Here is a 12,697-nt window from a genome sequence, read left to right as displayed (position 1 = left end):
CGCGTCAGGCGTCGAAGAGGACCAGATTTACTCGGATCTGGCATCCGGAAAGAAAGATGACCGCTCAGGTCTGGAGGCCTGCCTCAAGGCATTGCGGGATGGCGATGTTCTGGTTGTGTGGAAGCTTGACCGCTTGGGCCGCAGCCTGCACCATCTTGTCAAAACCGTCAGCTTGCTGTCCGAGCGCGGCGTTGGCCTCAAGGTGCTCACCGGACAAGGCGCGCAGATCGATACAACAACTGCGGCAGGACGACTTTCATTTGGCATCTTTGCGGCCTTGGCCGAATTTGAAAGTGAGTTGATCCGCGAACGCACAATGGCCGGGCTCCAAGCCGCCCGCGCCCGTGGCCGGAAAGGTGGAAGGAAGTTTGCGCTGACAAAAGCGCAGGTCCGTATGGCGCAAGCCGCCATGGCCAATCGCGACACGTCTGTTAGTGATCTCTGCAAGGAGTTGGGGATCAAGCCTGTTACGCTCTATCGATACGTAGATCCAAACGGAAATCTGCGTGAATACGGAAGCCGCGTCCTCAAAATGCCTTAGGGTGTCATTCTGCACTCAGCCGGAATCCACCCCCATCTCATGCGCCGCCGCTTGCCCATGCGGGTGTTGCCGATGTCATCAACACAGCCTTCTGCCCGAGACGACGAAACTGCGAGGCCATTCCGGGGTCGATGGCCGTAGTCCACGAGCGCGTCAAAGTTGTTCGCAAGGTAGGAATAGAGATCCTGGCACCGGGCTTTGACGCGCCTGGCCGCTTCTCGTAATTCTCGGGTTTCGGCGTGCAGACGATCGCAATCGATCTGAAGAACCTTGAGGATTGTCGCGGCGGTCATCACTTTGCCGTGCCAAAGGTACCAACGCAGTGTATCAGCAGGTCGCTCGAAGAGTAGCGGCAACCCTGAAAAGCCCTTCGATTGCAGAAGGCCCCGCACCGCATTTTCAATGTGCTTGACCCGCATCGAGATATGCCACCAGTCCAGTATGTGGGTGACGGGACCTCGAACGGCACGCCTCACCAAATTCGGCAGTGCAGGTTCGCCGTCTGAAATCACGGTCACTTTGCTCTGACCGTCCCAGCCCTGCGCGATCAGGTCATGTCGGAGTTGCTTTGCAGGAGAACCGGCGGCTTGCTGCACGAAACCAAACCGCCGGCTCATATTGGGGCTTTCAACCTTGCCGACTACAACATCGAGGTGCCGCTTCTGGTATTCAGGTCGACATCGTATGTGCGCACCATCTAGGAAAAGGGTTAGTGGTGATGGCGGCGCGATTGTATCCGCGTCTCCTTGGCTTACGTCTTCGTGGCCTAGCTCGTCGGCGATGCGACCCAAACGATTTCGAACGGTCGTGTTCAATTGAGCCGAACAGGGCATGAACATTTCGATCAATCGAGCGGCTTCCCGAAACGAGTGCCTGGCCCCCAATTCAGCCTGCAGGCGCCGAAGTTCGGCAGTCGCACGGTCAGAGAACAACCCGGCAAGTGGTGATTGTGGCCCAGATTTCGCGACCTCAGCCGGTTGGCACAAGCAGCGTCGAAGCCTTGGCCACTTCACCCGAATTCGCCCGAAAAGAGTGTCGAGAATACGCCCTCGATCATCATGGATCGCGCGTTGTTTGCCACAGTCATCGCATTTCCGGCGAGCATCAAATGCTTCACCGACCTGATCTTGCACAATCGCTTCCTGCAAGCGCCTCAACAAGGTCTTTGCGTCGTCTAGGAGAAGGCCTAAATTTTCGGAACCAAACTCATCCGGCGCACGGCGAAGTCGACCGATATTGCGCCTCTTGGTTTCTCCATCGTCAAACGTCGTCTCGATAAAAATGCTTACATCCATGGTGGGTCCCGCCTTGTTCCGAAACCTTACCCTACCACGTCGACCACCAGGTTTTGCCCACTCCCATTAAGGGCTACGCGACAGATAGCAAGATCACCACTTTGACCGACTGGCACAAAACCGCGCCTTAAGTCACCCGGGAAACACTCCCGCAAACAGCCCCATCAGCGCCGTGACCAGCGCGGTCGCACCTAGCACAACCGACAACGGCAGCGCGACCTCCGCCCGAACCGCGTCGCCATCGCGCGCCTGATACATGGGCACCACGATGCGCAGATAGACCGCCAGCGCCAGCACACTGTTGAGGATACCGATCACCGCCAGCCACAAATAGCCCGCCTCGATCGCGGCACCGAACAGCAGAACCTTGCCGACAAAGCCGAAGAGCGGAGGAATGCCGGTGAGCGACAGCAGGAACACGACCATCGCCACGCCGACCACCGGGCGGGCGCGACCGAAGCCCTTGAAATTGTCCAGATTGCGCCCCGCGATCATGATGACGGCAAAGGCCCCAAGGTTCATCGCCACATAGGCCGCGCCGAACACGATCACCGAAGGCAGGGCCAACGGGCTGGTGCCAAGCGCCACAATCCCCAGCATGAAATAGCCCGCCTGCGCCACCGAGGAGTAGGCAAGCAGCCGCACGACATTGCTCTGCACCAGGGCCGCCAGATAGCCGAATGTCATCGTCACCGCCGCGATCAGCGCGACGACGATGGGCCAGCCGGTAGCGACAGGCAGATCGCGCAGCACCTGCGCAAAGGCAAAAACCGCCGCCACCTTGGTGATCACCGACAGAAAAGCCGCGACCGATACCGGCGCGCCATCATAGGCGTCGGGTGCCCAGAACTGGAATGGCACCAGCGCCGCCTTGTAGCCCAACCCGATCATCACCGCGACCAGCCCAGCCAGCGCGATCAGCGGCTTGCTTTGAAGCGCACCAAGCTCGGAAAAAAGCGTCGATCCGGCACCACCGAACCAGAAGGTCAGCCCGTAGATCATCACCGATCCGGTGACGGCGCCGAACACTAGATATTTCATCGCCGCCTCGGTCGCCGCATCGTCGCGCGGCCAGGCCACCATTGCGAATGATCCCAGCCCGGTCAGCACCACGCCAAGGACCAGCAGCATCATGTCGCCACCGCCCGCCAGCATCAGCGCCCCCAGGGTCACAAGGCAAAGCAGCGTGTAAATGCTGCCCTCGCGGTCCTGCCCGGCAATCTCGGCCCGTGTCATCAGCAGCGCTAGCGCGGTGCCCGGCAGCAGGATCAGCTTGGCCCAGCCCGAAAGCAGATCGACGCGGTAGGTGCCGCCAAAGACGCTTGTATCGGCCTCCAGCAGCGGCCACGTCAGCGCGGTGGACAGGCCCAGCCCGATCAACCCGAATGTCAGTGCCAGACGCGGCGCGCGCAGCATCTCGACCCCCAGCATCAGCACGACCGTCGAGGCCAGCATCAGTTCGGGAAACAGAAAGGACAGGTCGCGCGCCATCAGAATTGCAGCGCCCGCATCGTCGCGTCGATCATGTTCAGCAACCACGATGGCGCGACCCCGATCACGATGATAAGGATGAGCAGCGGCACGATGGCCAGCATCTCGCCCCGGTCGAGATCGGGCATCGCCGCCCATCTTTCGTTCAGCTCGCCCAGGAATACCGCCGCGATGGCGCGCAGATACAGCCCCGCCGTCACCACGATGGCGACGATCGCCACTATGGCCCAGGGCTGGGCATTCAGTGTGGCCAGGAAGATCTGGAATTCGGCCGGGAAATGCGCCAGCCCCGGCAGCCCGAGCGAGGCAAAGGCCGACAGCACGAAGGCCCAGCCCAGCCATGGCACCTGCCCCAGCAGCCCGCCGAACGCGGTCATCTCGCGTTCGTGGGCGCGCGACTGCAACATGCCGACGAGAAAGAACAACGCCCCGGTGACGATGCCGTGGCTGACCATCTGCAAGGTCGCACCATTGAGCGCGACCGCCCGCAGGTCAGGGTCCAGCGTCAGCGCCGCTACCGCGACGCCGATCACCACATAGCCCATGTGGTTCACCGACGTATAGGCGATCATCTTCTTCAGATCCGACTGCGCCAGCGCCACGAAGGCACCGTAAAGGGCGCTGAACACGCCAAAGGCCAGCACCACCTGACCGGCCTGCGCAAAGGCGTCGGGCGTCATCTGTAAGGCGAAACGCACAAGGCCATAGGTGCCGAATTTCAGCATCACGCCGGCCAGGATCACACTGCCGACCGTGGGGGCCTGCACGTGGGCCGCCGGCAGCCAAGTATGCACCGGAAAGGACGGAATCTTGACCGCGAAGGTGAACAGCATCGCGATCAGCGCCAGCATCGCCGCCAGCCCGGTCAGCGGCGGGGTCTCGATCCACAGACGCATGTCGAAACTTCCCGTGGCCAGATACAGCCCGATGATCGCCAGCAAAAGCGGCAGCGAGCCTAGCAGCGTGTAGATGAAGAACATCAGTCCGGCGCGCTGGCGCTCTTCATAGCCCCAGCCGACGATCATGAAATACATGCCAACCAGCGACACTTCGAAGAAGACGTAGAACAAGAGCGCGTCCAGCGCCGCGAAGGTGCCGATCGACGCGGTTTCCAGCATCAGCATCAGCGCGACAAAGACCGCCGGGCGGTCGGTGATCCGCGCCGCATAGATCGCCGACAGGAAAAACAGCAGCGAGGTCAGCAGGATCAGCGGCAGGCTCAGGCCGTCGACGCCAACCCGGTAGGCGGCACCAATGGCCGGGATCCAGGCGATTTCCTCGACCTGCGCGAAACCGCCCGGCAGCGTGCCCCGTGCCCAGATCGCCAGCGTCACAAGGAAGGTCAGCCCGGTGATGGCGATGGAAACGCCATGGGCGATGCGCGCCGACTTGTTTGGCAGGGCCATCAGCAGCACGCCACCAAGAAGCGGCAGAAAGACGGAGATCGAGAGAAGGGGCATGGCGGGGTCGTCTTTCTTCAGGAGGACATCGGTAAGATCAGCAGCACCGCCGCGATGACGGCAATGCCCATGACGGTCAGGGCGAGTTCGCGGTGGATCAGCCCGCTTTGCAGCAAGCGCAGGCGGCGGCCGGCGGCGATTGTCCGGGCGACAAGGCCGAAGATCAGCCCGTCGATGCCATGGGTGTCGGTGTTTTCGGCACCGTCGCCAAGGCGCAGGTTCATCCGGCCCACCTGAAGGGTCGCGGCATAAAGGCGGTTGTCTGAACGCTCGGCACTGGATGCGGTGCCAAGGCTCAAGATCCGCACAAGGCCAAGTTGCGCGGCCAGCAGACGCCGTTCGAAACCTTCACAGGCGGCGGCAAAGGCCAGCGCCGGGCGCAGCACCAGCCCGTCCATACCGCCCGCGACGGCAAAGCCGCGCTGCGCCATCGGCAGAACCGGCCCCATCAGGCGGGTCGGGGCGACGAACCAGCCCAGCAACAGACCGCTCAGCGCCGCGACAAGCCCGAGGATCATCGCAGGCCCTTCCGGCGGCAGTTTGGCTTCCAGCAGATGTTCCAGCGGCGTGAAGGCGAACCCAAGCCCCGCCGCCAGCGCCGTCAGCACCGCCATGCCCGCGCCCATCCAGCCCATCCCCTTGCCCAGAACGGGCTGGGCCTCGCCCTGCCACAGCACCCGCAGCGCCCGCGCCATATAGGCCCCGGTCAGCACCGTGCCTGCCAGCGCCAGCGGCGCGAGCCATACGACCCCGGGGGCCGCCAGCGCGGCGGCAAGGATCGCGTCCTTGGAAAAGAATCCGGCCAGCGGTGGAATACCCGCCAGCGCCACCGCGGCAACGGCGAAGGCGGAAAGGACCAGCGGTCGTGCCCGGCCCGCGCCCGCGACCGCATCCATGTCGGTGCTGTCGCGATCATGCTGGAACACACCCGCCCCCAGAAAAAGCGTACTCTTGATCGCCGCGTGGGCGATAAGGTGCAGCAGCGCCGCCACCGGCACCCCCGCGCCAATGGCCAGCAGCATCAGCCCGTACTGGCTGGAGGTCGAGGCGGCCAGCAGCCGCTTCAGGTCCCGCTCGGCCAGCGCGATCAGCCCGGTGACGACGGCCGTCACGCCACCCACCAGCCCGACCGCAATCAGCGCGCCTGCGGGCAGCATCGGGGCCACGCGGATCAGCAGGATCGCCCCCGCCGCCACCAGCGTCGCGGAATGCAGCAAAGCGGAGACCGGCGTCGGGCCGGCCATGGCGCGCTGCAACCAGTCCTGCAACGGCACCTGCGCCGACTTGCCCATCGCGCCCACCAGCAACAGCAACCCGGCGACAAGGGCGGGCGTGCCGCTGATCGCCAATGTAGCCGAGATTTCCGAGGTGCCGGCCCAGCCGATCAGCACGAAAATCCCCAGATAAAGGCCCAGATCGGCGCTGCGGGTATACAGAAACGCCCGTGTCGCGGCACTGGGCACGCCGTCACGCCCATGCCAGAAGCCGATCAGCAGATAGCTGGAAAAGCCGATCAATTCCCACGCCGCCAGCACGGTGATCCAGTCGCCCGCCAGCACCAGCGCCTGCATCGCCGCGACGAACAGCAGCACGATGCCGAAAAAGCGCGGCCTTTCGGGGTCGCTGCGCATGTACCCGACGGCATAGACCAGCACACAGGCCGCCACCGTCGCCACCATAGCCGAAAACACCGCCGTCAGCGGCACCGCGACCAGCCGCAGGGGCTTCTGCGGCAGGCCCGGCAGGACCAGTTGCACCGCATCGCCCGCGACGGCCCCCGCAAGGGTGCCCATCGCCGCCAGAAACCCGATGCCGACGCCGACGAGCGCAATCGCTTCGGGTGCGCGCCGCAGCACGAGCTCCGCCAGGCCCGCCAGCAGCGGCGCAAGGATGATGAGCGCCAGCATCGTCATCCCTTCAACTCCCACGCTTCTTCCATCTCGACCGATCCGCGCACCCGGAACCGCGCGATGGCGATGGCAAAGCCGACCGCCATTTCGACCGCCATCACCGCCATCACGATCAGCACGAACATCTGACCGGCCGGTTCATCGGGATGCAAATAGCGCCAGAAGGCCACCAGATTGACCAGTGCCGCGGCCAAAATCAGTTCGACCCCCATGATGATCATCACCAGATTGGTTTGACTCAGCGCGCCATAAAGTCCGATACCGAACAGCCCCGCGCCGACGCTGAGGGCGATTATGAGTTCCAGAATCATTTGCGCTGCTCCGCGTTGGGGACGATGGCCACCATCGTGGCCGCAACCATGGCGGTCAGAATGGTCAGACCCGCCGACTGGAAGATCAACATCGACCGGCCCAGCAATTCGCGCCCCAAATCGGCGGCCTGTTCATGCGCGCCCGACACGGACAGGGCGACCGGACCCCAATCGGGCAGCCATACCAGCAGCAAGGCGGCCAGTAGCCCTATGCCCCCGGCCCAGAGCGACAAGCGTTTCTGGTGGGTCATGTCCATTTTGCCCATGCCGCCGGGATCCATCATGAACATCACCATGAAGATGGCCATCACGCTCATTTCCGTGGCCATCATCATGATCTGCAACACACCCAGAAACTCGGCCTGCATGACCAGAAACATCGCACCGATCGCGGTTTGCGAAAACAGCAGCGCCAGCGCCGAACGCACCATCGAATGGGTGCGAAAGACCACGACGCCGAACCAAACCGCCGCCGCGCCGAAGAACGCCAGAAAGATCATCTGAAACGTCATATCGGCACCACCAGCGCGATCACGCCCACGACAAAGATATTGGCCAGCGCCAGCGAGATCCCCAGCTTCCAACTCAGCGCCAGATAGCGCGCCTCGCGGATGCGCGGCATGTAGCGCCCGATGCTCAGCATGGCCGCAGCCACGGCCAGGATCTTGATCGCGCTCCAGGCCCAGGCGGGCAGCCACGGGCCCAGCCAGCCGCCCAGATAGAAGGTCACGGTCGCCCCCGCCAGCGCCAGGATAATGACCATCCGCGCCAGCCGCAGCACCGCCAGCCGCACGCCGGTATATTCCGCCTCGACCCCGCCGGCCAATTCGCCGGTCGCATCGGGCAGGTCCAGCGGCGGCAACCACGCGAGCCCCATCGCCGCCACGACGAACAGGACAAATCCGATGGGCTGGTAAAGCACGTTCCAAAGCTGCGCCTGCGACGTGACAATCTCTACCGTCGACAGCGATTCCGCGCGCATGGCGACGGCGGTGATCGGCATCACGATCAGCATCGCATAGGCGATGAACTGGCCCAGAAACCGCCAGCCCGCGATCATGGCGTAGGCCCCGTTCGGCCCCCAACCGGCCATGATCAGCGCCACCAGCACATAGGCCAGAGCAGCGTTCAGAAACAGCGCCCCGGTCGCCAGATCGGTGATGATAAGCCCCGGCGCCAGCGGAATCACCGCCACCGCCAACAATCCCGCCACCAAAAGCAGCACCGGCCCAAGCTCAAAGAACAACCGGTCGGATTTGCGCGCCAGCAGCGATTCCCGGCCCAAGAGCGCCAGTGCGGCCCAGGCCGGACCGGTCAGGCTCATATGGCCGTGCACTGCCCATCGTTCGATGACGGCCAGCGCGTAGGCCCCCGCGAATAGCGACAAGAGAACGACAAGAATGGTCATCCGCGAATCTCCCACGGCGACAGGTCAAGCGAGACGACAGCGGTCAAGGCATCGCCCAGTTCCTGCTGCGCCGTCACCGTTTCGACAAGGGCGATGTTCACGTCTGACGGCGTGTCGAGATCGGCCTCGACCACCCGGCCATCGGTCAGCTTCACGCGCAGCTGCGCCGCTCCGCGCGGTGTTTCGATGCGGGCCGCGCCCTCGCCCGAAACCGTTTTCACATCCCGCACCTGCGGCATTGCAATAATCCCGGCGGCCGCGATCACGTCGAGACTTTGGGCGATCTCGTCGCAGCGCAGCCGCAGCCGGGCCAGCGCATCGCCGCCGTTGCGGACGCGCGTTTCGAACCCGAGATCCTTCAGCGTTGGATCACCCGTACGGGCATCCGATCCGCCACCCCGCGCCCGGTCCACCGGGCCGCTCGCCGGGGTGTCCTTGCCGATGCGCGCGATGCGTCTCAGCCGCATCCGCATCAACGGGGCCGCCTGCACCCGGCGCGTCAGCCGCCGGATCGCCCCAGCCTGCGCGGCGATCCCGGCGACGTCGGCACCTTGAACGGCCAGTTGCAACGCCCCAGCGCGCGCGGCGAGCCACAAAAAACCCGACTGCAGGCCGAACTCGGCCAGCCAGTTCAGGTGGCTGGCGATCCGCTCGCGTTCCACCGCGGCGGCGCGGCCACGGCGCGCGTCATGGCCGGGGTCGACGCTCGCGGCCTCCTCGATCGCCGCGCAGGCCAGCGTCCGATAGGCCACCGGGCTGAGCGGCATCATCGCGGCCAGACGCTCGACGAAATCGGCCACCCTCATCTGCGGGCCATCCACCAGTTCCGCCCTGCCCACAAGGCTCCTGACCTCGCTGCCCGCCACGGTATCGCCGTCCAGCGTCAGGGTCAGGCGCAGCCCCGCGGGCAGGCCCGGAAAGAACGGCCCGAACGGCACCTCGATCCAGTCCATCTGCAACCCGTCGCTGCTGCGCGGCTGGCCCTCGGTCATCTCGACCATCGACATGAAATGCGGCTCGATCCCGTCGATAGCGGCCTCGGAGTGGCCGCCATGTCCGGCATGCCCATCGTGGCCATCGTGGCCGGAATGGTCCTGTTGTTTGCCATGACCGCCGTGATCGCCGTGACCATGCGCTCCGTGCGCTTCACTGCCATGCTCGTGACCGTGACCGCCATGCCCGTGCCCGTGACCGTGGCTTTCCCCCTCTTCCGCCTTCACCAGAAACATGCCGCATTTTGGGCACTTGCCCGGTGCGTCGCTGACGACCTCGGGGTGCATCGGGCAGGTATATGCCCCCGCCCCGCCCGCGTCCTCGGCGTGGCCCGCATGTGCGTGATCGGCGGGGTTTGACCTGTCCTCCGGGGGCATGTCGTGGCCACCGTGCCCACCATGTCCATCGGACGCTGTTTCGCGCGGCACCAGCGTCATGCCGCATTTGGGGCAGTCTCCGGGGGCGTCGCGGACGATTTCGGGGTGCATCGGGCAAGTGTATTCCACGCGCACCTCAAGAGCGGGGGCGTTAAACTCCCCGCTGTCAGCGCGAAACGCGCCCGCGGCGATCACGCGGCGCAGATCGGCCAGCCCGGAGTGCAGCCCGGCCTGGGTCAGCGGGGCCGACACGTCCGCATCGGGCAACGGGGCGATGTCGCCGGCACCCAGCGCAAGGATCGCGCGGGGGCGCGGGATCTGCGCGTAGGTGACGGCGGCGGCATCGCGCAGACCGGGGGGCAAGGGGCCGACGACGATCAACAGATTCGCATGGCGCGGGGTGCCGACAAGCCGCAGATGCGACCCGGACAGATCGAGCCCCATCGCCCGCGCGACAGAGGGGCCGGGCAGCACGAAGGCCGGCAGATCGCGCGCCATGGCCGCCGCGACCGCCCGCCTGATCCCGGACATCGCGCCCTCTCGCGCCCCGACCAAGGTCATTGCCGCCTCAACGCGCCCTGGCTCCAGCCATAGAGCAGGCCCAAGAACAGGATTGCCAGGAAAACGCCCATGTCGAGCAATGCGATCAGCCCTTCTTCGCGGTAGACGACCGCCCACGGATACATGAACGCCATCTCCATGTCGAAGGCCAGAAACAGCAGCGCATAACCGGCATAACGCGCATGGTAGCGCACCCAGACCGGATCGCGCGACAGGGTGCCGGCGGTGGCGGGCACGTCCTTGCCGGGTTCCGCGCGCGCCCGCCCGATGGCCCGGGCGAACCCATAGAGGCTGAGCACGAAACCGAATACACCGACGCTCAGCCCGAAAAGGATCGCGTATTGGGAAAGTTCGCTCATCCGTGGCACCTCATTTGATTTCCCAAGTCTGTTTCATACTAGAAGATTCTGCAATGCGGTCAATTCGTAGGGGCGAGTGGTCAGCAGACAGCAAACAAGAGGACGCGACCAGACCCGGATCGTTACACTTTGCTCAACTCAGTCCGGCCAGCCACCACGACACTGCAAACAAAAGAGCCGAATTGGGGTCGGCCCTGCGCGTGTATTCCCGTTCAGAAGCCGTCCGCTTCGGTCTGCGCGCTGGCCAAAAGCGAAGCCAAGCGATGCCCGAAACCGTCATGATTCTGTAACAATCGCCTGCCATTCAGCGGCAAGGGTCTTTGGCGGGATTCGCCAGCCTGTAGCCCCGCCGGATACCCGGTTGAAAGAGACTCTTGCGGATGCCTCGATGGCATTTCCCTGACAGAATTGGAGAACACGAAATGAAAATGAAGTTTATACCGGCGGCATTGCTCGCCGCTGCGGCGGGCGTCGTGCAGGCCGACGAAACCTCTGGTTTCAACCTCAAGGCAGGGAGCGGGATAACCTTCAAGAGTGCTGATGGTACCGCGTCTTTCCGGGTGGGGGGGCGCCTGCAGTGGGATTACGATTCGACCGATTCCGACATCAGCGGTAAGAGCGATGATTTCGATGTGCGTCGCGCACGGATTTTTTTCCAGGGTAAATATCTCGACTGGGCCTTCAAGGCACAGTTCAATCTCGCCGAAAGCGGTACCGGCGGCGGCAGCGCCGAGGACCTCTATCTGCGCTACACCGGTTTTGGCAAGATGGCCCGGATCACAGTGGGTAAGCAAAAAGAACCGTTTGGCTTTGAGCAACTTACCAGTTCGAAGGACATATCATCGCTTGAACGCTCGGCCCTGACCGAATTCTACGCGCCCGGCCGCAACGCCGGTGTGCAACTGCACGGTGCAGGTGACAACTGGACCTACGGCCTGGGCGTTTTCGAGGCGGCCGGCAACGGCAGCGATGATTTCGGCAATACGGCCATCACCGGCCGCGTTACCTATGCCCCGATCCAGACCGATGATCTGGTCTTGCATCTTGGCGCCGGCTTTACCAGCCGTGATGCCGCTCTGCCTGCCAACGAAACCGATGCGTACAACATCGAATTGGCGGCCGCATCGGGGCCCTTTCACACGCAGGCCGAATACTTCAACGCTGACACGGGCGGGGTTGATGTGGACGGATACTACATTCAGGCAGGATGGATTCTGACCGGTGAAAGCCGTCCCTACAGCAACGGCGTGTTCAAGCGGGTGAAGCCAAGCAGTTCGAAAGGTGCATGGGAAGCAGTGCTTCGCTACGAGGACGGATACGGCAAGTTCAGCGATGTCGGTCTTGGTACGACAGAGGGTAAGCAAACCACCGTCGGCATCAACTATTACCCGAACAACGCCGTTCGCCTTGGTCTGAGCTACATGGATGGCAAGCAGGCCAGCGGCGAGAACGGAAAAGAGATCAGGGCACGAATGCAAATCGTATTTTGACCTGACCGGTACAGAAGAATGCAGAGCGGCGCGGGCAATGGCGCTAATCAAATTGCCGCCGTCCTGCATTCGAATATCTTCACCCGGGACTACGTGGATGTTGGCAGCTGTCGCGTTGCCCTTAAATCTGAGACACGACGCGTTCGGGGGGAGTGGGCAAAACTTGGGGGTGTCTGTGTATGCTAGTGCTCTGAGTCTGACACTTCCTACCTGTTTCCGCGAGTTTCATCGAGCTTGTCCAGCGCGCGACGTTCCCGGGTGAGGATATCCTCTGCGGTTTTGGTCCATTTGAAGGGCCTTGGCTTCTCGTTGTGGTGGGCCAGATAGTCGTAGATCGCGGCCTCAAGATCATCGACGCTGGAATAGCTGCCGCGCCGGATGCGCCTTGATGTGATCTCGGCAAAGAAGCGCTCCACCAGGTTCAGCCATGACGCGCTGGTGGGCGTGAAGTGCAGCTTGAAGCGCGGATGCTTTTCGAGCCAGGCCTTTACCTCAGGCGTC

At 63.6% G+C, this 12,697-nt stretch carries 10 protein-coding genes and 2 pseudogenes; 2 read left to right on the top strand and 10 right to left on the bottom strand.

Going from position 1 to position 12,697, the window contains the following annotated elements; genetic code table 11:
- Positions 1 to 541 (top strand): recombinase family protein (locus A3722_RS19660; protein WP_067916390.1); only part of this gene is annotated, 541 nt, incomplete at its 5' end.
- A gap of 32 nt (positions 542 to 573) precedes the next feature.
- On the opposite strand, the pseudogene A3722_RS19655 reads toward A3722_RS19660, so the two are convergent.
- The 9 genes and pseudogenes from A3722_RS19655 to A3722_RS19615 form a co-directional block, all read right to left on the bottom strand.
- A pseudogene (locus tag A3722_RS19655) lies at positions 574 to 1,836 on the bottom strand (ISKra4-like element ISSusp3 family transposase); the annotation flags it as partial.
- A gap of 132 nt (positions 1,837 to 1,968) precedes the next feature.
- Positions 1,969 to 3,375 (bottom strand): NADH-quinone oxidoreductase subunit N, encoded by a 1,407-nt coding sequence (locus A3722_RS19650; protein WP_236627477.1) that lies wholly within the window; start codon positions 3,373 to 3,375, stop codon positions 1,969 to 1,971.
- Complete coding sequence (locus tag A3722_RS19645; protein WP_009827254.1) at positions 3,327 to 4,787, bottom strand: complex I subunit 4 family protein; 1,461 nt, start codon at positions 4,785 to 4,787, stop codon at positions 3,327 to 3,329. Before A3722_RS19645 ends, A3722_RS19650 begins: the two co-directional genes overlap by 49 nt.
- Positions 4,788 to 4,804: 17 nt before the next feature.
- Positions 4,805 to 6,694: an NADH-quinone oxidoreductase subunit 5 family protein gene (locus A3722_RS19640; RefSeq protein WP_198009226.1), complete on the bottom strand. Its 1,890-nt coding sequence runs from the start codon at positions 6,692 to 6,694 to the stop codon at positions 4,805 to 4,807.
- A 2-nt stretch (positions 6,695 to 6,696) separates the two neighbouring features.
- Positions 6,697 to 7,008: an NADH-quinone oxidoreductase subunit NuoK gene (nuoK, locus tag A3722_RS19635; protein WP_009827256.1), complete on the bottom strand. Its 312-nt coding sequence runs from the start codon at positions 7,006 to 7,008 to the stop codon at positions 6,697 to 6,699.
- Positions 7,005 to 7,520 (bottom strand): NADH-quinone oxidoreductase subunit J family protein, encoded by a 516-nt coding sequence (locus A3722_RS19630; RefSeq protein WP_067626008.1) that lies wholly within the window; start codon positions 7,518 to 7,520, stop codon positions 7,005 to 7,007. Before A3722_RS19630 ends, nuoK begins: the two co-directional genes overlap by 4 nt.
- Positions 7,517 to 8,416 carry an NADH-quinone oxidoreductase subunit H gene (locus A3722_RS19625; RefSeq protein WP_009827258.1) on the bottom strand — a complete coding sequence of 300 codons (900 nt, stop codon included), beginning with the start codon at positions 8,414 to 8,416 and terminating at the stop codon, positions 7,517 to 7,519. Before A3722_RS19625 ends, A3722_RS19630 begins: the two co-directional genes overlap by 4 nt.
- On the bottom strand, positions 8,413 to 10,347 hold the full coding sequence (locus A3722_RS24600) for a heavy metal-binding domain-containing protein (RefSeq protein ID WP_201722083.1): 1,935 nt from the start codon (positions 10,345 to 10,347) through the stop codon (positions 8,413 to 8,415). Before A3722_RS24600 ends, A3722_RS19625 begins: the two co-directional genes overlap by 4 nt.
- Positions 10,344 to 10,706 carry an NADH-quinone oxidoreductase subunit A gene (locus A3722_RS19615; RefSeq protein WP_009827260.1) on the bottom strand — a complete coding sequence of 121 codons (363 nt, stop codon included), beginning with the start codon at positions 10,704 to 10,706 and terminating at the stop codon, positions 10,344 to 10,346. Before A3722_RS19615 ends, A3722_RS24600 begins: the two co-directional genes overlap by 4 nt.
- Before the next feature lie 422 nt (positions 10,707 to 11,128).
- On the opposite strand from A3722_RS19615, the gene A3722_RS19610 reads away from it, so the two are divergent.
- Positions 11,129 to 12,196, top strand: coding sequence for an OprO/OprP family phosphate-selective porin (locus tag A3722_RS19610; RefSeq protein ID WP_009827261.1), 1,068 nt, complete (start codon positions 11,129 to 11,131; stop codon positions 12,194 to 12,196).
- A gap of 206 nt (positions 12,197 to 12,402) precedes the next feature.
- Here the strand turns inward: A3722_RS19610 and A3722_RS19605 are convergent.
- Positions 12,403 to 12,697 (bottom strand): annotated as a pseudogene (locus A3722_RS19605) (IS630 family transposase); the annotation flags it as partial.

This window comes from Sulfitobacter sp. HI0027 (assembly GCF_001634775.1).
In the GTDB taxonomy this organism is placed as follows: Bacteria; Pseudomonadota; Alphaproteobacteria; order Rhodobacterales; family Rhodobacteraceae; genus Sulfitobacter.
This window is presented reverse-complemented; position numbering and strand designations above follow the sequence as displayed.

Coding starts and splice junctions, on each gene's coding strand:
- A3722_RS19645 (WP_009827254.1), bottom strand. CDS start 4,787: ATGCCCCTTCTCTCGATCTCCGTCTTTCTGCCGCTTCTTGGTGGCGTG.
- A3722_RS19640 (WP_198009226.1), bottom strand. CDS start 6,694: ATGCTGGCGCTCATCATCCTTGCGCCGCTGCTGGCGGGCCTGGCGGAG.
- nuoK (WP_009827256.1), bottom strand. CDS start 7,008: ATGATTCTGGAACTCATAATCGCCCTCAGCGTCGGCGCGGGGCTGTTC.
- A3722_RS19630 (WP_067626008.1), bottom strand. CDS start 7,520: ATGACGTTTCAGATGATCTTTCTGGCGTTCTTCGGCGCGGCGGCGGTT.
- A3722_RS19625 (WP_009827258.1), bottom strand. CDS start 8,416: ATGACCATTCTTGTCGTTCTCTTGTCGCTATTCGCGGGGGCCTACGCG.
- A3722_RS24600 (WP_201722083.1), bottom strand. CDS start 10,347: ATGACCTTGGTCGGGGCGCGAGAGGGCGCGATGTCCGGGATCAGGCGG.
- A3722_RS19615 (WP_009827260.1), bottom strand. CDS start 10,706: ATGAGCGAACTTTCCCAATACGCGATCCTTTTCGGGCTGAGCGTCGGT.
- A3722_RS19610 (WP_009827261.1), top strand. CDS start 11,129: ATGAAAATGAAGTTTATACCGGCGGCATTGCTCGCCGCTGCGGCGGGC.